At 72.5% G+C, this 23,085-nt stretch carries 26 protein-coding genes and 1 pseudogene; 10 read left to right on the top strand and 17 right to left on the bottom strand.

The window, feature by feature from the left end:
* The 3 genes and pseudogenes from ABGB21_RS29780 to ruvC all read right to left on the bottom strand — a co-directional run.
* Positions 1 to 225 (bottom strand): annotated as a pseudogene (locus tag ABGB21_RS29780) (hypothetical protein); the annotation flags it as partial.
* Positions 222 to 824, bottom strand: a complete 603-nt coding sequence (ruvA, locus tag ABGB21_RS29785) for a Holliday junction branch migration protein RuvA (protein ID WP_347655912.1) — start codon at positions 822 to 824, stop codon at positions 222 to 224. The gene ruvA and the pseudogene ABGB21_RS29780, both read right to left, overlap by 4 nt.
* Positions 821 to 1,384: a crossover junction endodeoxyribonuclease RuvC gene (ruvC, locus tag ABGB21_RS29790; RefSeq protein ID WP_347655971.1), complete on the bottom strand. Its 564-nt coding sequence runs from the start codon at positions 1,382 to 1,384 to the stop codon at positions 821 to 823. The genes ruvA and ruvC overlap by 4 nt, the downstream gene beginning before the upstream one ends.
* A 283-nt stretch (positions 1,385 to 1,667) precedes the next feature.
* Between ruvC and ABGB21_RS29795 the strand changes: the two genes are divergently transcribed.
* Positions 1,668 to 2,540 carry a 3-hydroxybutyrate dehydrogenase gene (locus tag ABGB21_RS29795; protein WP_347655913.1) on the top strand — a complete coding sequence of 291 codons (873 nt, stop codon included), beginning with the start codon at positions 1,668 to 1,670 and terminating at the stop codon, positions 2,538 to 2,540.
* A gap of 18 nt (positions 2,541 to 2,558) precedes the next feature.
* Positions 2,559 to 4,484: a helix-turn-helix domain-containing protein gene (locus tag ABGB21_RS29800; RefSeq protein WP_347655915.1), complete on the top strand. Its 1,926-nt coding sequence runs from the start codon at positions 2,559 to 2,561 to the stop codon at positions 4,482 to 4,484.
* A gap of 78 nt (positions 4,485 to 4,562) precedes the next feature.
* On the opposite strand, the gene ABGB21_RS29805 is transcribed toward ABGB21_RS29800, so the two are convergent.
* Both ABGB21_RS29805 and ABGB21_RS29810 read right to left on the bottom strand, forming a co-directional pair.
* Positions 4,563 to 5,162 (bottom strand): TetR/AcrR family transcriptional regulator, encoded by a 600-nt coding sequence (locus ABGB21_RS29805; RefSeq protein ID WP_347655916.1) that lies wholly within the window; start codon positions 5,160 to 5,162, stop codon positions 4,563 to 4,565.
* Between the two features lie 22 nt (positions 5,163 to 5,184).
* Positions 5,185 to 6,759 (bottom strand): MFS transporter, encoded by a 1,575-nt coding sequence (locus ABGB21_RS29810; RefSeq protein ID WP_347655918.1) that lies wholly within the window; start codon positions 6,757 to 6,759, stop codon positions 5,185 to 5,187.
* Between the two features lie 348 nt (positions 6,760 to 7,107).
* On the opposite strand from ABGB21_RS29810, the gene ABGB21_RS29815 reads away from it, so the two are divergent.
* Together ABGB21_RS29815 and ABGB21_RS29820 are read left to right on the top strand one after the other, a co-directional pair.
* Positions 7,108 to 8,349 (top strand): MFS transporter, encoded by a 1,242-nt coding sequence (locus ABGB21_RS29815; protein WP_347680593.1) that lies wholly within the window; start codon positions 7,108 to 7,110, stop codon positions 8,347 to 8,349.
* A gap of 102 nt (positions 8,350 to 8,451) precedes the next feature.
* Positions 8,452 to 9,279 (top strand): SUMF1/EgtB/PvdO family nonheme iron enzyme, encoded by an 828-nt coding sequence (locus tag ABGB21_RS29820; RefSeq protein WP_347680560.1) that lies wholly within the window; start codon positions 8,452 to 8,454, stop codon positions 9,277 to 9,279.
* Between the two features lie 147 nt (positions 9,280 to 9,426).
* Here the strand turns inward: ABGB21_RS29820 and ABGB21_RS29825 are convergent, their stop codons facing one another.
* Complete coding sequence (locus ABGB21_RS29825; protein ID WP_347680562.1) at positions 9,427 to 9,612, bottom strand: DUF397 domain-containing protein; 186 nt, start codon at positions 9,610 to 9,612, stop codon at positions 9,427 to 9,429.
* A complete protein-coding gene (locus ABGB21_RS29830) occupies positions 9,599 to 10,483 on the bottom strand; it encodes a helix-turn-helix transcriptional regulator (RefSeq protein ID WP_347680564.1) in 885 nt (294 codons plus the stop codon). The genes ABGB21_RS29825 and ABGB21_RS29830 overlap by 14 nt, the downstream gene beginning before the upstream one ends.
* Before the next feature lie 215 nt (positions 10,484 to 10,698).
* Here ABGB21_RS29830 and ABGB21_RS29835 point away from each other — a divergent pair, with 215 nt between their 5' ends.
* The 4 genes from ABGB21_RS29835 (at position 10,699) to tsaA (ending at position 12,597) form a co-directional block, all read left to right on the top strand.
* A complete protein-coding gene (locus tag ABGB21_RS29835) occupies positions 10,699 to 10,953 on the top strand; it encodes a hypothetical protein (RefSeq protein ID WP_347680566.1) in 255 nt (84 codons plus the stop codon).
* Between the two features lie 36 nt (positions 10,954 to 10,989).
* Positions 10,990 to 11,640 carry a GNAT family protein gene (locus ABGB21_RS29840; protein ID WP_347655925.1) on the top strand — a complete coding sequence of 217 codons (651 nt, stop codon included), beginning with the start codon at positions 10,990 to 10,992 and terminating at the stop codon, positions 11,638 to 11,640.
* 174 nt (positions 11,641 to 11,814) lie between these two features.
* Positions 11,815 to 12,048 (top strand): hypothetical protein, encoded by a 234-nt coding sequence (locus tag ABGB21_RS29845; RefSeq protein WP_347655927.1) that lies wholly within the window; start codon positions 11,815 to 11,817, stop codon positions 12,046 to 12,048.
* 87 nt (positions 12,049 to 12,135) lie between these two features.
* A complete protein-coding gene (gene tsaA, locus ABGB21_RS29850) occupies positions 12,136 to 12,597 on the top strand; it encodes a tRNA (N6-threonylcarbamoyladenosine(37)-N6)-methyltransferase TrmO (protein WP_347655928.1) in 462 nt (153 codons plus the stop codon).
* A gap of 17 nt (positions 12,598 to 12,614) precedes the next feature.
* On the opposite strand, the gene ABGB21_RS29855 is transcribed toward tsaA, so the two are convergent.
* The 10 genes from ABGB21_RS29855 to pgsA form a co-directional block, all read right to left on the bottom strand.
* Complete coding sequence (locus ABGB21_RS29855) at positions 12,615 to 12,986, bottom strand: cold shock domain-containing protein (protein WP_347655930.1); 372 nt, start codon at positions 12,984 to 12,986, stop codon at positions 12,615 to 12,617.
* Complete coding sequence (locus ABGB21_RS29860; RefSeq protein ID WP_347655931.1) at positions 12,983 to 13,378, bottom strand: PIN domain-containing protein; 396 nt, start codon at positions 13,376 to 13,378, stop codon at positions 12,983 to 12,985. Before ABGB21_RS29860 ends, ABGB21_RS29855 begins: the two co-directional genes overlap by 4 nt.
* On the bottom strand, positions 13,375 to 13,587 hold the full coding sequence (locus ABGB21_RS29865; protein WP_347655933.1) for a type II toxin-antitoxin system VapB family antitoxin: 213 nt from the start codon (positions 13,585 to 13,587) through the stop codon (positions 13,375 to 13,377). Before ABGB21_RS29865 ends, ABGB21_RS29860 begins: the two co-directional genes overlap by 4 nt.
* Positions 13,588 to 13,648: 61 nt before the next feature.
* Positions 13,649 to 14,398 (bottom strand): YebC/PmpR family DNA-binding transcriptional regulator, encoded by a 750-nt coding sequence (locus ABGB21_RS29870; RefSeq protein ID WP_347655934.1) that lies wholly within the window; start codon positions 14,396 to 14,398, stop codon positions 13,649 to 13,651.
* A 266-nt stretch (positions 14,399 to 14,664) separates the two neighbouring features.
* Positions 14,665 to 15,282: a pyridoxal 5'-phosphate synthase glutaminase subunit PdxT gene (gene pdxT / locus ABGB21_RS29875; RefSeq protein WP_347680568.1), complete on the bottom strand. Its 618-nt coding sequence runs from the start codon at positions 15,280 to 15,282 to the stop codon at positions 14,665 to 14,667.
* Positions 15,283 to 15,285: 3 nt separating this feature from the next.
* Positions 15,286 to 16,212 carry a pyridoxal 5'-phosphate synthase lyase subunit PdxS gene (pdxS, locus tag ABGB21_RS29880; protein WP_347680595.1) on the bottom strand — a complete coding sequence of 309 codons (927 nt, stop codon included), beginning with the start codon at positions 16,210 to 16,212 and terminating at the stop codon, positions 15,286 to 15,288.
* Between the two features lie 144 nt (positions 16,213 to 16,356).
* A complete protein-coding gene (locus tag ABGB21_RS29885) occupies positions 16,357 to 16,860 on the bottom strand; it encodes a hypothetical protein (protein WP_347655937.1) in 504 nt (167 codons plus the stop codon).
* Between the two features lie 84 nt (positions 16,861 to 16,944).
* On the bottom strand, positions 16,945 to 18,105 hold the full coding sequence (locus ABGB21_RS29890; protein WP_347655939.1) for a glycosyltransferase family 4 protein: 1,161 nt from the start codon (positions 18,103 to 18,105) through the stop codon (positions 16,945 to 16,947).
* Positions 18,106 to 18,116: 11 nt separating this feature from the next.
* On the bottom strand, positions 18,117 to 19,055 hold the full coding sequence (locus ABGB21_RS29895; protein ID WP_347680570.1) for a phosphatidylinositol mannoside acyltransferase: 939 nt from the start codon (positions 19,053 to 19,055) through the stop codon (positions 18,117 to 18,119).
* A gap of 28 nt (positions 19,056 to 19,083) precedes the next feature.
* Entirely contained in the window at positions 19,084 to 19,713 is a 630-nt protein-coding gene (gene pgsA, locus ABGB21_RS29900) for a phosphatidylinositol phosphate synthase (protein ID WP_347680572.1), read from the bottom strand.
* A gap of 251 nt (positions 19,714 to 19,964) precedes the next feature.
* Between pgsA and ABGB21_RS29905 the strand changes: the two genes are divergently transcribed.
* The gene (locus ABGB21_RS29905) at positions 19,965 to 22,115 is read left to right on the top strand and encodes an elongation factor G-like protein EF-G2 (protein WP_347680574.1); all 2,151 of its coding nucleotides are present in this window, start codon (positions 19,965 to 19,967) and stop codon (positions 22,113 to 22,115) included.
* Between the two features lie 45 nt (positions 22,116 to 22,160).
* Complete coding sequence (locus ABGB21_RS29910; protein WP_347680576.1) at positions 22,161 to 23,030, top strand: bifunctional DNA primase/polymerase; 870 nt, start codon at positions 22,161 to 22,163, stop codon at positions 23,028 to 23,030.
* Positions 23,031 to 23,085 lie beyond the last annotated feature (55 nt).

The raw sequence follows: 23,085 nt of genomic DNA on the forward strand, positions 1-23,085 counted from the left end.
CTTACCCAAGCCGGGTGGGCCCGAGAGCAGGATGTGGTCCGGTGGGGTGCCGCGACCCATCGCGCCCTGCAAAAGCAGGTCGAGCTGGTCGCGTACCCGGTGCTGGGCGATGAAGTCGGCGAGCCGCTTCGGACGGACGCTGACCTCCGCGTCCCGTTCCGCGTCGCTGGCGTACGCCGAGACCAGCCCCTCACCCGGCTCGACGTACTCCCCCTGCCCCGTCATCGGGTCTTACCGAGCAGTCGGATGGCCTGCTTGAGCAGCACCGGAACCGGCGGGACCTCGCCGTCGAGGGTCTCGGCGACCGCGGCCACCGCCTGGTCGGCCTGGGCGGCGGTCCAGCCGAGCCCGACCAGCGCCTGGCGTACCTGCTCGGTCCACGCCCCGGCGGTGACCCCGGCCGTGCCGTCCGGGCCGACCGGCACCGGCCCGATCCGGTCCCGCAGTTCCAGCACCAGCCGCTCGGCGCCCTTCTTGCCGATCCCCGGCACCCGGGTCAGGGTGGCGGTGTCACCGCCCGCGATCGCCCGGCGCACCGTGTCCGGGCTGTGCACGGCGAGCACCGCCTGGGCGAGCCGGGGACCGACCCCGCTGGCGGTCTGCAGCAACTCGAAGAGCTGCTTCTCGTCGTCGTCGGCGAAGCCGTACAGGGTGAGCGAGTCCTCCCGGACGACCAGGCTGGTGGCCAGCCGGGCCGGTGCACCGACCCGCAGCCCGGCCAGGGTGCCCGGCGCACACTGCACCGCGAGCCCGACCCCGCCGACCTCGATCACCGCACTGTCCGGGGACAACCCGGCGACCACTCCGCGCACGCTGGCGATCATGCCGCTCCTCCCTGCCGCCGGCCCCCCGGCCGCCTCGTCGTCGACCCGCGCCGGGCCGCGCTCGCCGCGGCCGACAGTCTGGCCCGGGTGCCGCCCCGCCAGATGTGGCAGATGGCCAGGGCCAGGGCGTCCGCCGCGTCCGCCGGCCGGGGCGGGGCGTCCAGCCGCAGCAGCCGGGTGACCATGGCGGTCATCTGCGCCTTGTCCGCCTGCCCCGAGCCGGTCACCGCCGCCTTCACCTCACTCGGGGTGTACGTCTGCACCGGCAGACCGGCCCGGGCACCGGCCAGTACGCCCACCGCGCTCGCCTGGGCGGTCCCCATCACCGTCCGCACGTTGTGCTGGCTGAACACCCGCTCCACGGCGACGCTGTGCGGCCGGTGCTCGGCCACCAGCGCGGTCAGCGCGGTGTCCAGGTGCAGCAGGCGCAGCGGCAGTTCGTCCTCCGGGTCGGTGTAGACGACGTGGTAGGCGACGAGCGTGCAGGGGCGCCCCGGCATCCCCTCGACCACACCGACCCCGCACCGGGTCAGTCCCGGGTCGATGCCGAGCACCCGCACAGCGGTCGCCCGGGGGGCACCGTTGCTCCGGGGGCCGCTGGCTGCCCGTACGTCGCCTGCCGCCACACCGTCCGTCCGCACGCCGCCCCCTCCCCTGCCCCCGACACGTACGTGTGTTCGACACCCTAATCGCCGGCACCGACGGCCGGAACGCCGACACGCCCGCCCCACGGTCACCACCCGACACCCTGCCGCACCGCCGGATCCACCACATAGCCAGGGACCGGAGTATGTGTCCGACGCCCATGTGCGACCGACCGGCGAACTCGTAGCTTCTTGCGCCATGACGGTAGAACCCGGGCGGGACGGCCAGCCCACGCAGCGGCCCGAGGCGACGGATCCGGGCGGGACCGACGGCCCGACGACGCGGCTCGCGGCGGGTGTCGCCGCAGGTGTCCCGGACGTGGTGCGGCTGGACCTGTCCGGGCGGACCGCACTGGTCACCGGCGGTGGCAGCGGCATCGGTCGGGCCTGCGCGGTACGGCTGGCCGCGGCCGGCGCGGCGGTCACCGTGGTCGACCTGGACGCCGACCGGGCCGAGGCGGTCGCCGCACAGATCGGCGGCCGGGCGGTCGGGGCCGACCTGTCCGACCCCGGGGCGGTCGACGGGATCGACGCCGAGGTCGACATCGTCGTCAACAACGCCGGACTGCAGCACGTCGCCCCGGTCGACGAGTTCCCGCCGGACCGCTTCGCCCACCTGCACCGGGTGATGGTGGAGGCGCCGTTCCGGCTCGTCCGCCGGGCGCTTCCGCACATGTACGCGGGCGGCTGGGGCCGGGTGGTCAACATCTCCTCGGTGCACGGGCTGCGTGCCTCGGCGTACAAGTCGGCGTACGTGTCGGCGAAACACGCGCTGGAGGGACTCTCCAAGGTGGTCGCCCTGGAGGGCGCGGCGCACGGGGTGACCGCGAACTGCGTCAACCCGGCGTACGTGCGTACCCCGCTGGTGGAGGGCCAGATCGCCGCCCAGGCGGCCCACCACGGCATCCCCGAGGACGAGGTGGTCGAAAAGATCATGCTGGCCCGGGCGGCGGTCAAGCGCCTGATCGAGCCGGAGGAGGTGGCCGAGCTGCTCGCCTACCTCTGCTCCCCCGCCGCCGCGTTCATCACCGGCGCCTCGATCCCGCTCGACGGGGGCTGGACGGCGAACTGAGCCGACCGGTCGCGCAGAATGGACGCCGTGTCGTCGCCGATCGAGTTCCTGGAACTGTTGGAGCGGGAGGCCGCGCCGGTCGAGTTCGAGGGGCCGCTGGTCGCCGCCCGGGAGGCCGGGCTGGCCGCCGACCGGCTCGGCGAGCTGGAACAGGCGAAGGTGGTGGCGCTGCGGGTCCGGGCGCTGCTGGAACGGCGGCGGCGGCGCGAGGCGGAACTCTCCGGCCTGTACGACACCGCGAACGACCTCGCCGGGCTGCGGGACTCCGACGCCGTCCTGCGGGCGATCGTGCGCCGGGCGCGACACCTGCTCGGCACCGACGTGGCGTACATGACGCTTGTCGACGACGAGCGGGGTGACACGTACATGCGGGTCACCGACGGTTCGGTCTCGGCCCGGTTCCAGGGGCTCCGGCTGCCGATGGGTGCCGGCCTGGGCGGGCTGGTGGCGCAGACCGGCAGCCCGTACGCCACCGCGAACTATCCAGAGGACGACCGGTTCCACCACACCGGCGAGATCGACGCCGGGGTCGGCGAGGAGGGGCTGGTCGCGATCCTCGGCGTTCCGTTGCGACTCGGCGCGCGGGTGATCGGGGTGCTCTACGCGGCCAACCGGTCGGCCCGGCCGTTCGCCCGCGAGGAGGTGTCCCTGCTGCTGTCGCTGGCCGCGCACGCGGCGGTGGCGATCGACACGGCGCGGCTGCTCGCCGAGACCCGGGCGGCGCTGGCCGAGCTCTCCGCCGCGAACGCCACGATCCGGGCGCACAGCGCCTCGGTGGAGCGGGCCGCCGCCGCGCACGACCGGATGACCGCGCTGGTGCTGCGCGGCGGCGGGGTGGAGGACGTCGCGGCGGCGGTGACCGGGGTGCTGGGCGGTGCCCTGCTGGCGCTGGACGCCGAGGGTCGGGTCCTGGCCCAGGTCGGACACCTCGACGAGCCGGACCGGGCGGCCCGGCACGAGGCGGTGGCCGCGTCCCGCACCGAGGGACGCAGCGTGCGCCGGGGTGAGCTCTGGTACGCCGCCGTCGTCGCCGGCGCGGAGAACCTCGGCACGTTGGTGCTCCGGCCGGACGAGGAACTGGTCGACGCCGACCAGCGGATCCTGGAGCGGGCCGCGCTGGTCACCGCGTTGCTGTTGCTGTTCCGGCAGTCGGTCGCCGAGGCGGAGGGGCGGGTCCGGGGTGAGCTGCTGGACGACCTGATCGCCCGGCCGGTGCAGGATCCGGCCGCGCTGCGGGCCCGGGCCCGTCGGCTGGGGGTGGACCTGGACGCCCCGCACGTCGTGGTCGCGGTCGTCGACGATCCGATGGCGGACAGCGCCTCGGTACGCCAGCGGATCGTCTCCTGGGCCGCGACGTACGCCTCGACCCAGGGCGGTCTGGCCGCGGCCCGGGACGGGCGGGTGGTGCTGATGCTGCCCGGCGACGACGCGGGCGGGGCGGCCCGGGCGGTGGTCCGGGACCTGTCCCGGGTGACCGGCCGGCCGGTGACCGCGGGTGCCGGTGGACCGTCGACCGGGCCGGCGAGACTGGCCGAGGCGGCGCGGGAGGCGGACCGGTGTCTGACCGCGCTCCGGGCGCTGGGCCGGCCCGGCGAGGGGGCGAGCAGCGCCGAGCTCGGTTTTGTCGGGCTGTTGCTCGGCGCGGTGGAGGACGGCTCCGACCGGGACGTGACCCGGTTCCTGGCCGACACGGTCGGGCCGGTCGTCGACTACGACGCCCGGCGGGGCACCGCGTTGGTCCGGACCCTGGAGGCGTACTTCGGGGTCGGTGGCAGCCTGGCGAGGGCGGCGGAGCTGCTGCACGTCCACGTCAACACGGTGACCCAGCGACTGGAGCGGGTCGGGCAGCTGCTCGGCCCGCAGTGGCAGAAGCCGGAGCGGGCGCTGGAGGTGCAGCTCGCGCTGCGGCTGCACCGGCTGCGTGACCACCAGCGGCCGGGCTGACCGGCCGGCGTGACCGGCCGGCGGCCGGCGTACCCGGGCGCCGGCCGACCGCGCAGCAGGCGACGGCGTACCCGGGCGTCAGCGGGCGGCGATCCCGGCGATGACGGTGTCGACGATCCGGATCGGGAGGTCGGTCTCGTCGAGGTGTGGGTTGGCCCGCAGCACCCGCTGCATGACCAGTGGGGCGGTGAGCAGCGACACGACAAGCTCGACGTCGATGTCGGCCCGGATCTCGCCGAGCCGGATCCCGCGGCGCAGCACCTCCCGGAGCATCCGCCGGCGTGGTTCGACCACGTCCTGGTAGAGCCGGTACTGCTCCGGGCTGCGGTTCAGCGTCGGCATGATGCACGGCATGATCTGGCCGATCCGGGGGTCCGCGTTCTGGGCGGTCGGACTGACCAGCATGATCAGGTCCTCGCGGACGGAGTCGCCGGGCGGCTCCGGCGGTGGCGGCTTCAGGCGGCGCAGCGCGTCCTGCAGCAGCGCCTCCTTGCCCGACCACCGCCGGTAGATCGTCGCCTTGCCCACCTGTGCCCGGCTGGCGATCGACTCGATGGAGAGCGTCTCGACGGCACTACCCTCGGCGAGCAGGTCGAGCGCGGCCTCCAGGATCGCCTCGTCCGCGCGGATGCTCCGCGGTCGCCCTGGCGCCCGCGGAGCATCCGTCGTGTCGGTCATGTCAACCATTGTTCCGCTGCCGTTACGCAGCGACCAACTCGGGATCCGGGTCGACCGCCGGCGTCGGGGGCAGCACCTGGTCCTCGGCCGACCGGCCGGGCAGCCAGCGCAGCACCACCACGATGCCGAGCGCGGCGATGACCGCCGAGATGCCCGCCGCCCAGTGCATGGCGTTGACGAAGGCGTCGTTGGCCGCGTTCATCACCGACACACCGGCCGGACCGAGCCGCTCGGCAGCCCCGTACGCTGCGGAAATCGACTCACGGACGGCGTCTGAGGCCGGCTCGGGCAGGGCCTTGGCCGCCGGGGCGATCTGGTCGCGGTAGACGCCGGAGAGCACCGAACCGAGCACCGCGACGCCGAGCGCGCCGGCCACCTGGCGGACGGTGTTGCTGACCGCCGAGCCCACCCCGGCCTTCTCCCGGGGCAGCGACGACATGATCGACTCGGTCGCCGGCGGCATGATGTTCGCCATTCCGACGCCCTGGATGAAGAAGATCACCTCGATGAACCAGATCGGCGAGTCGGTGCCGGCGAAGGCGAACATCGCCAGCGCCCCGGCGGTCAGCAGCAGACCGACCGTCGCGACCGCCTTGCCGCCGTACCGCTTGACCATCGCCGCGCTGCGCGGGGCGAAGACCAGCTGGGCGACCGCGAACGGCAGCATCAGCAGACCGGTCTCCAGCGGGCTGTAGTCGCGGACGAGCTGCAGGTAGAAGGCGCTGAAGAACATCACGCCCATGGCGGCGAAGAAGACCAGGCCGATCACCGCGACCGGCGCGGCGAACCGGGGCACCTTGAACAGACGTACGTCCAGGGACGGGAACTCGATCCGCCGCTCGTAGAGGACGAACCCGGCCAGGACCGCCAGGCCGCCGACGATGCCGACCCAGACGATCGGCCGGCCGAAGCCGTGGTCGCCGCCGTCGATGATCCCGTACGAGAGCGCGACCAGGCCGACCACTGACAGCAGTACGCCGACGATGTCGATCCGGCCCGGCTTCGGGTCCTTCGAGTCCGGTACCAGGATCGCCGCGGCGATCATGCCGAGCACCACGACCGGAACGTTGATCAGGAAGACCGAGCCCCACCAGTAGTGCTCCAGCAGCAGGCCGCCGAGGACCGGGCCGATCGCCACGCCGAGGCCGACCGCGCCGGCCCAGATGCCGATGGCCCGACCCCGCTCCCGGGGGTCGAAGACGTTCGAGATGATCGACAGCGTCACCGGCATCACGGCAGCGGCGCCGAGGCCCATCAGGGCCCGGGTGCCGATCAGCTGTCCCGGGCTCTGCGCGTAGGCGGAGAGCAGCGAGGCGAGGCCGAAGATGGCCAGGCCCGCCTGCAGGAAGAGTTTGCGCCCGTAGCGGTCGCCGAGCACTCCGAAGGTGAAGAGCAGACCGGCGAAGACCAGGGTGTACGAGTTGATCGACCACTCGAGGTCACCCTGGCTGGCGCCGAGTCCGTGCACCGGGTCGGCGAGCGTCCGCAGTGCGACGTTGAGGACCGTGTTGTCCAGTACGACAACCAGCAGGCTGACGACGAGGACCCCGAGGATGGCCCAGCGCCTCGGGTGTCCGGTGTTCTGGGTTAACTGCATGCCTTTGTGTCCCCCCGAAATCCCGCGTCCGGCCAGTGGGTCTGGCGCGCGGGAGGTGTTCTGACCGCACCGACGATAGCGAGAAGAGAACCGAAACGGCACCGTCTCGTATCGTATTGTGAGTCGACTCACCGACGGCCCGCCGACGGGAATAATCAGCCGGCGAGGCCGCAGGCAGCCAGCACCAGACGCAGACGCCGCTCGGTCGAGTTGGTCAACGGTGGCACCAGCAGGGTCGGGATCCCCGCCTCGACCGCCCCGCCAGCCCAGCAGCACGGCCTCGATCGACAGCGTCCGTCCTCCCGCTGTTGACCTCAACCCGACTTCAACTGGCACCGTTTGCGGGTGATGACGCTGACCCGGGTGGTGCCGGCGACCTACCGTACGACGCTCGCCGTACCTGCGTTCCGACAGCTGCTCGGCGGGCTGGTGATCTCGCACCTGGGCAACGGGATGAGCATGGTCGGCGTCGCCTGGCTGGCCCTGCGGCTCGCCCCGCCGGAGCGGGCCGGCCTGGTCATCGGCGCGGCGCTCGCCGCGTACACCCTGCCGGCCGCCGTCGGAGCGCTGTTGTTCGCGCGCTGGCTGGGCCGGGTCGCGGCCCGCCGGCTGGTCGTCGCGAACGCCGTGCTGCGGGCGGTCGCCCTCGGCACCGTCGTGGGTCTGCACCTCACCGGGGAACTCACCGCCGGCCGGTACGTCGCGGTGCTGGCCGTCTCGTCGCTGCTGGCCGCCTGGGGCAGCGCCGGCACCTACACCCTGATCAGTCAACTTTTTCCGCCGGACCGTCGACTGCCGGCGAACGCTCTGGTCAACACCAGCCAACAGGTGTCCTTCATCGCCGGACCGGCGCTGGCCGGTCTGCTGGTCGCGGTCCTCCACCCGGCGCTGGTGCTCGGCCTGGACGCGCTGAGCTACCTGGTGCTGGCCGTCCAGGCGGCCCGGGTCGAGCCGCCACCGACGACCACGGCCGCCGACCGGCAGACCCGCCGGACCGGCACCGGTTTCCGGATCCTCGCCCGGCGACCCGCACTGCTCGGCCTGGTCGGGGTCACCGCCGTCTTCTTCTTCCTGTACGGCCCGGTCGAGGTCGCCCTGCCGCTGTACGTCGCCGACGAACTGGCCGCCGGCGCCGGCCTGCTCGGCGCGTACTGGACGGTGTTCGGCTGCGGCGCGGTGCTCGGCGGGCTGCTCGGCGGGCTGCTCACCGAGGCGCGGCAGTGGACGGTCACCGTCGCGGTCATCGCCGGCTGGGGTCTGGTCCTGCTGCCGTTCGGCTTCAGCACGTCGACCTGGCTCACCCTGACCTGTTTCGCCCTGGGCGGGCTGGCCTACGGACCGTTCCCGGCGTTCACCTTCGCCCTGTTCCAGAACGCGGCACCGCCGGCCGACCTGCCGTCGGTGCTCGCCGCCCGGAGCGCGGTGACCACCGCCGCGACCCCGCTCGGCGCTGCGCTCGGCGGTCCGCTGGTGGCACTGCTCGGCGCTGCGGGCACGCTGTTCGCGTCCGGACTCGCCACCGTCGGACTGGCCGTACTCGTCGTCGCCGTGCTCGGCTTCCGACGAGCCGGAGCCGTACCTCGCCCGTGACCACTGGTCCGGGCGTACCGGCCCCACCGGAACGAGCCGATCGGGGAGCAAGCGGCCTCATGCGGCTGACCGGGTTGCCGGATGTGGGTACGGTTCGCAACCGTGGATCAGACCGTGCACCCCGGGTTCAGCCAGGAGGTCGTGGCGGGACGGCCCGCGTGGCGGCACGACCGGTCCGGGGTGGTGTTCCGGCTGATCCCGGCCGGAGTGTTCCAAATGGGATTCTCCGACGAGGAACTGGCCGCGATCGACACCCTCGTCAGCGGCGCGAACCTGGAGTGGTACGACGAGTACGCCGACCGCTCCCGGCCCGTCCGGACGGTGCGCCTCGATGCGTTCCTGCTGGCCCGGCACCCGCTGACGATCACCCAGGCACGGTCGTTCCGGCCCGGCTACCGCGACGAGTACGGCTGCGCGGACGAGCACACCGCCGCCACGATGTACAGCACCGGGTCGCTGGAGGCGATGCTGGCCGCGATGCCCTTCCGACTGCCGAGCGAGGCCGAGTGGGAGTACGCCGCCCGCGCCGGCACCACCACCCTGACCTGGCGCGGCAATCGTCCACCGGACCAGCGGACAGACCTGTTGCGGGTGTTCGGTGACGAGGCCACGATCCAGGCACACGAGAACCCGTTCGGAGTGGCGGCGATGGGTTGCGTCTTCGAGGTGTGTGCCGACACCTACCGGCCCGACCACCGCCGCGCGGGCGACGACGGGCGGCCGTACCTTGGTCCGGGTCCCCGGGTGAGCCGGGGCGGCGCGGCGTCGTTGAGTCCGTGGCAGGGGTGCGGCGAAGCGGCCCTGATGTTCTCGGCCTCCCGCGCGGCGCTGGAGCCGGTCGACCTGCACGACATGATCGTCACGAGTGTCCGACCAGCGCTGGACTGGCCACTCTCGCCGCCCGGCGATCGAGCCGACCGGCCGCGATAACCCGTTGGCGGGCCCACCGCCCGGCCCCCGACGGGCGCCACGCAGTCACCGTGATGCCTGACGGCAGGTCTTCATTCGAAAAGGGCAGGCAGCCGACGTGCCCCGGCCGGCGTACGCCGGCCGGGGCAACGGTCCGGTCCGCCGGGGTCAGCTCTCCGGTCGGGTGGTCCGGACAAAGGCCTGCCAGGCCGGTTCGGCGAAGGTCAACACCGGACCGGGGCGATCCTTGCTGTCGCGTACCCGGACGGCACCGGGCGACCAGGCCACCTCGACGCAGTTTCCCTCGCTGCCGGACCGGCTGGAGGTCCGCCAGCTCCCGTCACTCCGCACCATGCATCTCCTTCGCAATCGCCGTGATCAGCTCCCGGGACCCATCCTCGTCCAGCGCCAGCTCGCTCAGCGAGCGCCAGGCATCCTCGTAGACCTCGATCTCGTGCGGTTTGTCCAGATAGATTGCTCCGCACGGCCCGTCCATGTAGATCGTGGTCGGCTCCGGCTCCCGGACGTTCTCCTGCGGGAAGTCCAGCATGGTGAAGCCACCGGACCATCCCCAGCGGTGCAGCCCGGCGGCCAGCGGCAGCACCCGGAGCCGGACGTTGTGCCGGCGACTGGCGCTGACCAGGTGGTCGAGCTGCCGGGCCATCGTCACCCGGTTGCGTGGCGGACGGCGCAGCACCGCCTCGTTCAGCATCACCTCGAGCAGTGGGGCCGGTGGGACCACCCGGGCCAGCAGGCCCTGCCGGCGCACCCGGACCTCGACCTTCGCCTCCCGGTCCGCCTCGGACATCTGCGGCTGGTCGATGGCGATGAGTTCCCGCACATAGTCAACGGTCTGGAGCAGGCCCGGCACCACGTTCGGCTCGTACGTCCGGATCCGGGTCGCCGAGGACTCCAGACCGATGTAGAGCTTGAACCACTCCTTGATCGCTTCGCCGTAGCTGTGCCACCAGCCGCGCGCCTTCGTCTCCCGGGCCAGTTTGCGCATGGTCCGGATGGTCTCCGCCGAGGCGCCGTAGAGCCGGCACATCGCCTCCGCGTCGTTCGGATGGATCGGCACCTGGCCGGTCTCGTAACGCCAGATCCGCGGTGCCGACCACTCGAGTTCGCGGGCGGCGGCGACCACGGTGACATGCGCGTGTTCCCGAAGGTCTCTCAGATATCTCCCCAGTTGCCTACGCGGGACGGTACTCCCCGTCTCCTCCACGTCATCTCCCGTTCTGTCGTCGCGTAAGGCACCTCATCCCTTGGTCCACGATCCTCCCGCGCAGTATTGCGAACGGCCAGAGGGAAAGTCAGCATCATGTGCACGCCGCCGTTTCCCCTCGGCGGTGGCGAAAGCCGGGGCGGGGGTAAAGCCTCCGGCAACCTCGTTCCGACCCCCGCCCCGGCCCATCATTTCCATTTTGTAACGTCCCAAAATTGAAGGGTCGGATGCTGATGGCCGCGCACACCGCGACGCCCGACGACCACTCCCCGGTACGTCCCACCTGGCACTGCAGCTGCGGCGACCGACGGTGGCCGTGCCACCGGGCCCGGGAACTGCTGTTGCTCACCGTCGATCGGATCAGCCTCGCCATGTACGCGGCCAACTGGATGACCGACGCCGCCCGGGACCTTCCCGAGCTCACTCCGGCGGAGTTGTTCCAACGATTCCTGCAATGGACCAGAAAGTAACCCCCCAATTCTCGACGTCCCAAAGGGAGAATTCCAGTGGAGTCATATCCCAGTGCGGACACCGTCACCCCGGTTCCCGGGATACGGCCGGCGCGGGCGGACGAGGTCGACTGGCTCGCGCGGGTGCTCGCCGAGGCGTACCAGGCCAACCCGGTGGCGGGCTGGCTCGTACCCGATCCGGACGAGCGACTGGCGGTCAACCGCGACCTGCTCACGGTGGTCCTCGGCGCCGCCGTACCCGGCGGGCTGGTGCAGGTCACCGACGACCTGGCCGGGGTCGCGGTGTGGCGGGACCGGATTCGGCCGGCGGCGGACCCGACGGCGTACCGGGACCGGCTGCGTGCCGCGACCGGACGCTGGGCCGGCCGGTACGAGCTGCTCGACCACCTACTGTCCGCCTACCACCCCGGCGGCGCCCACCACCACCTCGCCCACCTCGGGGTACGCCCCGCCCGACGCGGCCAGGGACTCGCCGGCGCGCTGCTGGCACACCACCACCGGCTACTCGACGCCGCCCGGCTGCCCGGGTACCTGGTGACCGACAACGAGTGGAGCCGCGACGCACTCCAACGGTACGGCTACCACCCGGACGGCTGCCTCCCGCTGCCCGACGGCGGTCCGCCACTGTGGCCGATGTGGCGGCCACCCGGTCCCCTCGGCGGAGGTGCCGTCGGCACGATCGGGTGACCTCGGCAGATATGGAAGTTCTACCGACGTCGCCGTGCCCCGGCGCCTCGTTGAGTTCGGCAGGCGACGACACGGACGCGATCCGGCGGCGAGGAAGTCAACCAGAGGGACGTCGGTACGGCACACTGGTGCCCGGCCCTCCCCCGTGCCGTCGAGGCGTGAGGCAGGAGGCTGATGGCTGTCCAGGGTGCCACACCGATCGGGCACGCCGCCGTACGTCCGCAGTGGAGCTGCAGCTGCGGGGCTGGCCGCTGGCCCTGCCCGACCGCCCGTACGCTGCTGCTGCTCACCATCGACCGGCTCGACCTGGCCCAGCACGCCGCCGGTTGGGTCTACGACGCCGCCCGGGACCTGCCCGACGCCACCCCGGCGGAGCTGTTCGACCGGTTCCTGCACTGGACCCGCTGAGCCGCCCGTCCCCCACCGGTCGACGACCGGGCAGCAGGGCGGCGGCCCGCTCGCTACGCTCATCCGGCAGCCCGGAGGGAGCGGATCATGACTGAGGATTCCAGTTCGGACGACCGTCCCGGAACGATCCTGTCCGGAGCGGACCGGTACGTCGTCCGGCCGATCGGCCGGGTGGAGTCGCCGCTGGTCGACCGGGCCAGCGCGCCCCGGCAGGGCGACGAGGGGGCGCCCGAGGCGTGGCTGGTTTTTGAGCCCGACGTCCGGGACGGGCTGCGCGACCTTCGGGTCGGCACCGACGTGCTGCTGTTGACCTGGCTCGACCGGGCACACCGGGACGTCCTGGTGGTGCGTCCCCGGGGTGAGCCGACCCGGCCGCCGACCGGGGTGTTCAGCACCCGGTCCCCGGACCGGCCCAACCCGGTCGGGCTGCACCGGGTGACCATCGTCGAGGTGGACGGCCTGCGGGTCCGGGTACGGGACCTGGAGGCGCTGGACGGCACCCCGGTCGTGGATGTCAAGCCGGTCCTCGACCGGGACACCGAACGCTGAACGGACCGGCCCCTCGGTCAGCCGTCGGTGCGGGACCCGACCGCCGGCCCGGCGGGAACCCCGGAAGCTTCCGGGTCGTCGAAGGTCAGCGTCAGTGTGCTGTGGTACGCCGCCGAGGTCGAGGGGTCCGGCACCGGGTCGGGCGGTTCGGCGGCCCCGTCGGTCCAAACCCTCACCGCCCGGTAGCCGAAGCCGTCCTGCTCCGCCCGCTCGGCCCGGAAGGAGACCTGCTGGCCCGCGACCAGCCGCCGGTAGCCGGGCGCCACGATCGCGGAGAAGTGCACCCAGCAGCCGCCGGGCGTCTCCGGCGCGTCGATCACGCCCCAGCCCCGGTCGGCGTCGAACTCCCGGACCACCCCGACCGCCGATGCCACTCCCCCGGGCGTCATCCGATCCGTTCCTCGCTCAGCTGCGGCACGAGCCGGGCCACCGTCTCGAAGTCGGCGTCCTGGTGGAGTACCACGAGCTTCAGTCGGATGGCGGTCGCGATCACCAGGTGGTCGGCGACGGACAATCCCTGATGGGCGCTCTGGCTGGCGAGCTCGTGCCGCACCGCCCGCACGACCTGCCAGGCATCGTCGGGAACCGGAACCCACGGGTACAGATCCCGTAGTCCGCGCTCGACCCGGTCGTACGCCTTGGCGTCGGCGATGCTCAGGGTCTCCACGAGCACGGGGTCACACAGGGCGATCAGGCCGCGGGTCGCCAGTTCGGACCACTGGGGATCAACCTGCCGGCGCACCATGCGGACAAGCGCACTCGTATCGACCAGGTATTTCATCGGTCCAGCTCGTCAAGTCGGTCGAACTGGAAGCCCCCCTCGTCGGCGACCTCCTGGAGATCCGCCAGCGCACGCTGCCGGCGCTCCCGGCTGGACTCGACCGCCTGTCTGAGGGCCTCCGTCACGGTCTCCCGCTTGGTGGAGGTGCCGAGGGCCGCAGTCGCCTCGGCAAGCAGCTCTTCATCAAGATCCAACAGCGTCTTCGCCACGAGAAACACCTCCCGGACAAATATATACCCGGGAGGCGCGTATATCACCCGCTGGTGAGCCTCAGCCGACCGCCGCCATGATCTCGTCGGAGACGTCGAAGTTGCCGTAGACGTTCTGCACGTCGTCGGAGTCCTCGAGCGCGTCGATCAGCTTGAACACCTTGCGGGCGCCGTCCTCGTCCAGCGGCACGGTGACGCTGGGGACCAGGGAGGACTCGGCCGACTCGTACTCGATGCCGGCGTCCTGCAGGGCGGTCCGGACGGCGATCAGGTCACCCGGCTCGGAGATCACCTCGAACGCCTCGTCGAGGTCGTTGACCTCCTCGGCACCGGCGTCGAGGACGGCGAGCAGCACGTCGTCCTCGGAGAGCCCCGCCTTCGGGACGATCACCACGCCCTTGCGGGAGAACATGTACGACACCGAACCGGCGTCGGCCAGCGAACCGCCGTTACGGGTCAACGCGGTCCGGACCTCGGTCGCGGCGCGGTTCCGGTTGTCGGTCAGGCACTCGATCAGCAGCGCGACCCCGCCCGGACCGTATCCCTCGTACATCACGGTCTGCCAGTCGGCACCGCCGGCCTCCAGGCCGGAGCCGCGCTTCACCGCCCGGTCGATGTTGTCGTTCGGGACCGAGTTCTTCTTCGCCTTCTGGATGGCGTCGTAGAGGGTCGGGTTGCCGGCCGGGTCACCGCCGCCGGTCCGCGCCGCGACCTCGACGTTCTTGATCAGCTTGGCGAACATCTTGCCGCGCTTGGCGTCGATGACCGCCTTCTTGTGCTTCGTCGTCGCCCACTTTGAGTGGCCGGACATACCTGACCTCCGTTACTACCCGCCGTCTGCGTCGACCACCCGCCATCACCACCCGGTGGGTGCGGGGAAACACCGCGCACCGGATGTGGACGAAGAACCGCCGAACCGGCGCCAATCCTACCGACGCCGTCGCCGTCCGTTCACACCCGGCACCGGACGGACGGCCGGTTCGGGCCCGACCGTCCCGTCCGTCCGCCGGACCGGTGCTCCCGGACGGCTCGGCGGCGGCCGGCACCCGGCTCGGTCGGCAGCGCCCCGGACCAGCGTTATCCGACGGGATCGGCGGCGCCCCGGACCAGCTCCACGAACCACCGGTGCAGCCGGCGGTCGCCGGTCAGCTCGGGGTGGAAGGCGGTGGCGACCGCGTTGCCCTGCCGGACCGCGACGATCCGACCGGCCGCCGGTCCCTCGGTCACCCGCCCCAGCACCTCCACACCGTCGGCGACCCGTTCCACCCACGGCGCCCGGATGAACACCGCGTGGAAGCTCGGCCCCGGCACGCCGGCCAGTTCGACCGGCGCCTCGAAGGAGTCCACCTGCCGACCGAAGGCGTTGCGCCGGACGGTCATCTCGATCCCGCCGAAACTCTGCTGGTCGGGACGGCCGTCCAGAACCTCGGTGGCCAGCATGATCATGCCGGCGCAGGAGCCGTACACCGGCAGGCCCGTGCCGATCCGCTTGCGGATCGGGTCCAGCAGGTCGAACGCCTCGGCCAGTTTGCTGATCGTGGTCGACTCGCCGCCCGGTACGACCAGGCCGTCGACCCGTTCCAGTTCCTCCGGACGGCGCACCGGCACCGCGGTCGCACCGGCACCGGTCAGCGCGGCCAGGTGCTCCCGTACGTCACCCTGCAGCGCGAGGACCCCGATGGTCACCTCCGCCAAGGCTCACCAGCCCCGTTCGGCGAGCCGGTGCGGCACCGGGATGTCGTCGACGTTGATCCCGACCATCGCCTCGCCGAGCCCACGCGACACCTTGGCCAGCACGTCCGGGTCGTCGTGGAAGGTGGTCGCCTTGACGATCGCGGCGGCCCGCTGGGCCGGGTTGCCGGCCTTGAAGATCCCGGAGCCGACGAAGACGCCCTCGGCGCCGAGCTGCATCATCATCGCCGCGTCCGCCGGGGTGGCGATGCCGCCCGCGGTGAACAGCACCACCGGCAGCTTGCCGGTCTCGGCGACCTCCTTGACCAGCTCGTACGGCGCCTGCAGCTCCTTGGCCGCGACGAACAGCTCGTCGGCCGGCAGCGAGCTGAGCCGACGGATCTCCTGCCGGATCTTCCGCATGTGGGTGGTGGCGTTGGAGACGTCACCGGTGCCGGCCTCGCCCTTGGAGCGGATCATCGCCGCGCCCTCGGTGATCCGGCGCAGCGCCTCACCGAGGTTGGTCGCGCCGCAGACGAACGGCACGGTGAAGGCCCACTTGTCGATGTGGTTGGCGTAGTCGGCCGGGGTCAGCACCTCGGACTCGTCGACGTAGTCGACGCCGAGCGCCTGCAGGATCTGCGCCTCGACGAAGTGGCCGATCCGGGCCTTGGCCATCACCGGGATGGAGACCGCGTTGATGATCCCGTCGATCATGTCGGGGTCGCTCATCCGGGATACCCCGCCCTGGGCGCGGATGTCCGCCGGGACCCGCTCCAGCGCCATCACGGCGACCGCGCCGGCGTCCTCGGCGATCTTTGCCTGCTCGGGGGTGACCACGTCCATGATCACGCCACCCTTGAGCATCTCGGCCATACCCCGCTTCACCCGCGCGGTGCCGACCACCGGAGCGGCGGCCTGCGACTCGGTCGACGGGTCGGAACCGGACTGGATGGTGGATTCGGACACGGTGTTCTCGCTCCTCGACACGTTCGGGTGGCTGAAGTCGCATTCGATGCTACGCGGAATGCAACGCCACACCGACAGCCAATCAGACCCCGGGTGGTCTGCCCTGTGGCCGGGCTCACCTCGCCTTTGTCAGCCGACGGAGAGCCCCGGCCGGGTGTTCAGGGTCGGATCGTCGATGTCGAAGTAGCGCGGCTGTTCGTGTTTGCGGGCCAGTCGGAGCAGGCGGACCAGCCGACGACGCCGTACCGAGAGGGCGTCGCGGACCAGGTCGGTGTGCACCTGGCGGGCCAGGGCGAGCCGGCGACTCGCCCCGATCACCGCCTCCGTGGCCGGATCGTCCGAATCGAGCGGGGTCAGCCGCAACTGCCGGGTGAGGTCGTTCTCCGCCGCCTCCCGCTCGTCGCCCTCGGCGTCGAGCGCGATCCGGGACGCGGCGTACAACTCCACCGAATACCGCTCCTCGGCCAGCACCGCCGCGGCCGCCGCCCGGCGGAGCAGGTGCGCGTCGAGCGCACGGGCCGCCGACCACACCCGGGAGTGCAGGCGGTCGACCCGGGCCGCGGTCCAGGTCAGGTACACCGTTACCAGGACGGCCGCGGCGACGGCGCCCACCACCCACCACATGCCCGGCATCGTAGTGCGGTCGTGCTGCGGGCCCCCTGGCGCGTCACCGGCGTCGATCCGGTCACCGGGCGGCAGGCACGGCACCGACGGTGGTCAGGGCAGGCCGGTCCACTCCTCGTCCAGCACCCGGCCGTCGGTGGCCTCGATCGCCGTCGCGTAGACCTCGAGGACCCGGCGGGCGACCGTCGGCCAGTCGAAGGCCGCGACCACCTCGCGCGCACAGGCGGACAGCTCGGCGCGGCGGACCGGGTCGTCGAGCAGCGTGTCGAGGGTACGCCGCAGCGCCTCCGCGTCCCCGGTGGGAAAGAGCTGACCGGCCCGTCCGCCGTCCAGCACCCGCCGGAAGGCGTCCAGGTCGCTGGCGACCACGGCCGCGCCGGCCGCCATCGCCTCGGTGAGGATCATGCCGAACGACTCGCCGCCGATGTTCGGCGCCACGTAGAGGTCGACGCTGCGCAGCATCCGCGCCTTCTCCTCCTCGGTCACCCGACCGAGGAAGGTGATCCGGTCCCGCAACTCCGGCGGGACGCCCTCGTGCAGATCGGCCAGGTCACCGGGGCCGGCGACCAGCAGCCGCAGCCCCGGACGCCGCGGCGCGAGCGCGACGAACGCCTCCCGCAGCACCCCGAACCCCTTGCGCGGCTCGGTGAACCGGCCCAGGAAGCCGAGCGTGCCGCCCCGGCCGGGGCCGGACGGCCCGGGCCAGCCCGGCAGCGGCTCGGCGTGTGCGAACTTCGCCACCGCCACCCCGTTGGGGATCTCCACCGCCCCACCGCCGAGGTGTTCCACCTGCACCTTGCGGGCCAGCGCGCTGACCGCGATCCGGGCGGTGATCCGCTCCAGCACCAGCTGAAGCACCCCCTGGGCGACCGCCAACGCCCGTGACCGGGTCATCGCGGTGTGGAAGGTGGCCACCACCGGTCCCCGGGTGGAGAGCACAGCGAGCAGCGACAGGCTGAGCGCCAGCGGTTCGTGCACGTGCAGGACGTCGAACTCGCCCCGGGCCAGCCAGCGCCGGACCCGGGCGGTGGAGACCGGGCCGAAGGTGATCCGGGCGACCGAGCCGTTGTACGGAAACGGCACCGACCGGCCGGCCGGCACGACGTACGGCGGCAGGGGCGCGTCGTCGTCGGCGGGCGCCAGCACGCTGACCTCGTGTCCGAGTCCGATCAACGCTTCGGCGAGATCCATCACGTGGTTCTGCACGCCGCCCGGCACGTCGAGGGAGTACGGACACACGATGCCGATCCGCACCGGCCCTCCCCTCAGACCAGCCCGGCCGGGGTCGACGGACCCGCCGGTGTCTCCGACCCGCCGGCCGACGGCTCGTCGATCCAGACCCGCTGCAGCATGTGCCAGTCTTCCGGATGGGCGGCGATCCCGGCGGCCAACTCGTCCGCGATCGCCTGGGTCAGGATCCGTACCCGGTCGACGAGCGGACCGCTGTCCGGATCCGGCACCGGCAGCGGGCCGACCAGCCGCCCCCGGGGGCCGTCCGGTTCGTACCACATGTTGGCGACGTACAGCGGGGCGCCGGTCCGGATCGCGAGCAGTGCCGGACCGGCCGGCATCCGGGCCCGCCCGTCGAAGAACCGCACCTCGATGCCGCGCGCCGACAGGTCCCGGTCGGCGAGCAGCGGAACCAGGTAACCCGCACCGAGCCGCTCGGCCAGTACGTCGAACGGGGCCCGTTCACCCCCGTGGGTGGGCAGGATCTCCATGCCGAGCCGGCGCCGGAAGGCGAGGAAGCGCTCGTACACCCCTTCCGGCTTGAGTCGCTCCATGACGGTGGCGATCGGCCAGTCCATCGCGGCGACCCAGGCACCGGCGGCGTCCCAGTTGCCGGCGTGCGGGAGGGCCACCACCGCGCCCCGGCCGGTGGTCATCTCGGCGGCCAGCAGGTCGGCGCCGTCCAGCCGGAAGTGCTGCCGGATCTGTGCCCGGCTCAGCGACGACAGCCGGAACATCTCCAGCCAGTAGCGGGCGTACGACCGCATCGCCCGACGCAGCAGTTGCTCGAACTCGTCGGTGGGTAGCTCCGGACCGACCACCCGGCGCAGGTTGCCGGCGAGTCGGGTGGTGCCCCGCCCGCGTCTGCGGTACGCGCGGTCGGCGGCGGCCCGGAACGCCGCCGCGGCGACCGGCCGCGGCAGGGCACGCACCAGGCGCCAGCCCGCCAGGTAGGCGAACTCGACCGGAGTCACCGGGGCGCCCACCGCCGGTCGCCCGGCCTCACGCGTCCACGCCCAGACTGGTGGCCTGCGCCTGCCGGTAGACGTGTGCCATCCGTTGGCCGACGGTGAACAGCGAGACGGCGGCGAGCAGCCAGAGTGCGGTGACCAGCGCCCAGCTGACCCCGAGGCCGGTGAGCAGCCCGCCGACCCCGACGATCAGCAGCCGTTCGGTCCGCTCGGCGATCCCCACGTTGCAGGTCATCCCGAGTCCCTCGGCGCGCGCCTTGACGTACGAGACGAGCCCACCGGCGACCAGGCAGATCAGCGCGGCGGCGACCCCGACGTGGTCGTCGCGGGTGGCCAGCCAGTAGGCGACGGCGCCGAAGACGGCGCCGTCGGAGACCCGGTCCATGCTTGAGTCGAGGAAGGCGCCGAACCGGGTGGAGCCGCCGCTCATCCGGGCCATCGTGCCGTCGAGCAGGTCGGTCAGCGCGAAAAAGGTCACCACCAGTGCACCGGCGACCAGGTAACCCCGGGCACCGAGCACGATCGAGCCGACCAGCACCCCGAGGGTGCCGGTGACGGTGACGGCATTGGGCGTCACCCCGACCCGCAGCAGGGTCCGGGCGATCGGTTCGACAACGCGGGTCATGCCGGCCCGGGCCGACACTTGGAAGATCTTCGCCATGGCGGTCCCACCATAACGGGCGGCGTACGGAGGCGGTACGCCCGGTGGCGCACACTTCCCGCCACGGGCTTGTGTCAGGTCTTGTCCGGGTGTGAGATCGGGGCAGGGGACGTGACGCCGCTCACTCCGCAACCCGGCACGTCCCCGACGCACGGAAGGCCACCCGAGGATATCGCCGCGGAGTCGCCAGGGCAGCTCCCCCGTCGCGCGCGGCGGTCGCCACCATCCACCGGCTTAGGGAGGTGCGCCCGATGGCGCAGAAGAATCACGAGAAGGGGCTCACCGGCCCGGCGCCGGTGGTGGACGAGCCCGGCAGGGTGCGCAACGTGGTGCTCGTCGGCCACTCCGGGGCGGGAAAGACGACCCTGGTCGAGGCACTGCTCGCCGCGACCGGGACGATCTCCCGACCCGGCGCCGTCACCGAGGGCACCACGGTCTGCGACCACGACCCCGCGGCGGTACGCCAGCAGCGGTCGATCAACCTCTGCTGCGCCCCGCTGGTGCACGACAACGTGAAGGTCAACCTCCTCGACACCCCGGGCTACGCCGACTTCGTCGGTGAACTGCGCGCCGGCCTGCGGGCGGCGGACGCGGCGCTCTTCGTGGTCTCGGCGGTCGACGGGATGGACGGCGCGACCGCCGCACTGTGGCAGGAGTGCGCCGCCGTCGGCATGCCCCGGGCGGTCGCGGTGACCCGGCTCGACCACCAGCGGGCCGACCTCGACGAGACGGTGGCGCTCTGCCAGCGGGTCTTCGGCGACAACGTACAGCCGCTCTACCTGCCGATGCTCAACGACGAGGGTACCGACGTGGTCGGGCTGATCGGCCTGATCACCCGCCGGATCCTGGACTACTCCGCCGGGCTGCCGGCGGTGGTCCGCGACCCCGACCCCGAGCACGTGCCGGCGATCGCCGACGCCCGTAACGAGCTGATCGAGGGGATCATCGCGGAGAGCGAGGACGAGACCCTGCTCGACCGCTACCTGGAGGGTGAGGAGATCGAGGTCGACGTCCTGATCGACGACCTGGAGACCGCTGTGGCCCGGGGCCACTTCTATCCGGTGGTGCCGGTCTGCGCCGAGACCGGGCTGGGGATCGACGCGCTGCTGGAGGTGCTGACCGCGGCCTTCCCCACTCCGCAGGAGCACGACCTGCCGACCGTCACCGGGGTCGACGGCTCGCCCCGGCCGCCACTGACCTGCGACCCGGACGGGCCGCTGGTCGCCGAGGTGGTCAAGACCACCATCGACCGGCACGTCGGCCGGGTCTCCCTGGTCCGCGTCTTCTCCGGCACGCTCCGGCCAGACCAGGTCGTGCACGTCTCCGGACACGGCATGGCCGAACGCGGCCATCCGGACCACGACGCCGACGAGCGGATCGCGCACGTCTACAGCCCGCTCGGCACCGCGCTGCGCGAGGTGCCGTACTGCGTGGCCGGCGACATCTGCGCGATCACCAAGTCGGGTACGGCGGAGACCGGGGACACCGTCTCCGGCCGGGACGAGCCGCTGCTGATCGCCCCCTGGGAGATGCCGGAGCCACTGCTGCCGGTGGCGGTGGTGGCGAAGAGCCGGGCCGACGAGGACGCGCTGGCCAAGAACCTGGCGCGGCTGGTCGCCGGTGACCCGACGATGCGGCTGGAACGGAACCCGGAGACGCACCAACTGGTGCTCTGGTGCATGGGCGAGGCGCACGCCGAGGTGGTGCTGGACCGGCTCCGGGGCGGCGGGGTCGACCTGGAGACCGAGCCGGTCCGGGTGGCGCTGCGGGAGACCTTCGCGGCCGCGTCGAAGGGGCACGGTCGGCACGTGAAGCAGTCCGGCGGGCACGGCCAGTACGCGATCTGCGACATCGAGGTGGAGCCGCTGCCCCGGGGTGCCGGCTTCGAGTTCACCGACCGGGTGGTCGGCGGCGCCGTACCGCACAACTACATCCCGTCGGTGGAGAAGGGCGTACGGACCCAGATGGAGCGCGGCATCGTCGCCGGCTACCCGGTGGTTGACGTACGGGTGACCCTGGTCGACGGGAAGGCGCACAGCGTCGACTCCTCCGACGCCGCGTTCCAGACCGCCGGTTCGCTGGCGCTGCGGGACGCCGCCGACAAGGGCCAGGTGATCCTCCTCGAACCGGTCGACGAGGTGGTCATCCGGGTGCCGGACGCCAGCGTCGGCGCGGTGATGAGCGACCTGTCCGGTCGGCGGGGCCGGGTGCTGGGCACCGAGCCGGACCCGGAGGGCACCGACCACACCCTGGTCCGGGCCGAGGTGCCGGCCACCGAACTGCTCCGGTACGCCGTCGAGCTGCGCTCGATGACCTCCGGCGGCGGTACCTTCCGCCGGTCGTTCGCCCGCTACGAGCCGATGCCGCCGCAGCTCGCCGACCAGATTCGCAAGGAGGCGTGAGGGAGGAAGCCGCCTGCTCCACCCTCGCTGCCGGAGGTCGGGCGCATGTCACCGTTGCTGCGTGCCGCGCTGGCGTACGCCGCCGACGGCGTACCCGTGCTCCCCCTGCACAGCGTCGGCGCGGCAGGGTGCAGCTGCGGCCGGCCCGGCTGTGACCGGCCCGGCAAGCATCCCCGCTGGCACCACACCCTGCTCCGGCACGGACTGCACGACGCCACGACCCGACCCGACATGATCCAGCGGTGGTGGGCCCGGTGGCCCGGGGCCAACGTGGGACTCCGCACCGGCATCCGGTTCGACGTCTGCGACGTCGACGCGCGGGAGGCCGTGCCCCGGCTGCGGAAGCTGCTCCGGGACGCACCGGTCGCCGGACCCCTGGTTCGTACCGGTTCCGGCGGCTGGCATCTCTACCTGCGTCCGACCGGCGCCGGCAACCGGACCGCCCTGCTGCCCGGCGTCGACTGGCGCGGCGCCGGCGGGTACGTCGTCGCGCCGCCCTCCCGGCACGCGAGCGGGGCCCGATACCGCTGGGTACGCCGGCCGACCCCGCCGCTGCCCGACTGCCCCGCACCGCTGGCCGCCCTGTTACGGCCACCGCCCCGGATTGTTGACGGGGGACCCGGCGGTCGTGCTCCGCAGCTCCGTCGACCCGACCGGTACGCCCACGCCGCGCTCGTCGCCGAGGCCGAGCTGGTCGCCGGCGCGGCCGTCGGTACCCGGAACACCACCCTGTACCGGGCCGCCTTCCAGCTCGGCCAGCTCGCCGCGGCACGGCTGCTGGACGAGCACAGCATCGCCGTTGTGCTCGCCGACGCGGCGTACCGGGCCGGGCTCGGCCAACCCGAGATCACCCGGACCATCCGGTCCGGGCTGCGTGCCGGCCGCCACCGGCCACGTCCCGGACTCGCCGCCTGATTCCCTGCGCCAACCGGGGACGCCCCGCGCCCCGCTGTTGATCTTTGCTTGCCGT

The organism is Plantactinospora sp. B24E8 (assembly GCF_039871735.1).
Lineage (GTDB): Bacteria > Actinomycetota > Actinomycetes > Mycobacteriales > Micromonosporaceae > Plantactinospora.

What these genes read in the sequence shown, in the direction of transcription:
- ruvA (WP_347655912.1), bottom strand. Translation starts at nt 824, where the DNA reads ATGATCGCCAGCGTGCGCGGAGTGGTCGCCGGGTTGTCCCCGGACAGT.
- ABGB21_RS29795 (WP_347655913.1), top strand. Translation starts at nt 1,668, where the DNA reads ATGACGGTAGAACCCGGGCGGGACGGCCAGCCCACGCAGCGGCCCGAG.
- ABGB21_RS29800 (WP_347655915.1), top strand. Translation starts at nt 2,559, where the DNA reads ATGGACGCCGTGTCGTCGCCGATCGAGTTCCTGGAACTGTTGGAGCGG.
- ABGB21_RS29805 (WP_347655916.1), bottom strand. Translation starts at nt 5,162, where the DNA reads ATGACCGACACGACGGATGCTCCGCGGGCGCCAGGGCGACCGCGGAGC.
- ABGB21_RS29810 (WP_347655918.1), bottom strand. Translation starts at nt 6,759, where the DNA reads ATGCAGTTAACCCAGAACACCGGACACCCGAGGCGCTGGGCCATCCTC.
- ABGB21_RS29815 (WP_347680593.1), top strand. Translation starts at nt 7,108, where the DNA reads ATGACGCTGACCCGGGTGGTGCCGGCGACCTACCGTACGACGCTCGCC.
- ABGB21_RS29825 (WP_347680562.1), bottom strand. Translation starts at nt 9,612, where the DNA reads ATGGTGCGGAGTGACGGGAGCTGGCGGACCTCCAGCCGGTCCGGCAGC.
- ABGB21_RS29845 (WP_347655927.1), top strand. Translation starts at nt 11,815, where the DNA reads ATGGCTGTCCAGGGTGCCACACCGATCGGGCACGCCGCCGTACGTCCG.
- tsaA (WP_347655928.1), top strand. Translation starts at nt 12,136, where the DNA reads ATGACTGAGGATTCCAGTTCGGACGACCGTCCCGGAACGATCCTGTCC.
- ABGB21_RS29855 (WP_347655930.1), bottom strand. Translation starts at nt 12,986, where the DNA reads ATGACGCCCGGGGGAGTGGCATCGGCGGTCGGGGTGGTCCGGGAGTTC.
- ABGB21_RS29860 (WP_347655931.1), bottom strand. Translation starts at nt 13,378, where the DNA reads ATGAAATACCTGGTCGATACGAGTGCGCTTGTCCGCATGGTGCGCCGG.
- ABGB21_RS29870 (WP_347655934.1), bottom strand. Translation starts at nt 14,398, where the DNA reads ATGTCCGGCCACTCAAAGTGGGCGACGACGAAGCACAAGAAGGCGGTC.
- ABGB21_RS29885 (WP_347655937.1), bottom strand. Translation starts at nt 16,860, where the DNA reads ATGCCGGGCATGTGGTGGGTGGTGGGCGCCGTCGCCGCGGCCGTCCTG.
- pgsA (WP_347680572.1), bottom strand. Translation starts at nt 19,713, where the DNA reads ATGGCGAAGATCTTCCAAGTGTCGGCCCGGGCCGGCATGACCCGCGTT.
- ABGB21_RS29905 (WP_347680574.1), top strand. Translation starts at nt 19,965, where the DNA reads ATGGCGCAGAAGAATCACGAGAAGGGGCTCACCGGCCCGGCGCCGGTG.
- ABGB21_RS29910 (WP_347680576.1), top strand. Translation starts at nt 22,161, where the DNA reads ATGTCACCGTTGCTGCGTGCCGCGCTGGCGTACGCCGCCGACGGCGTA.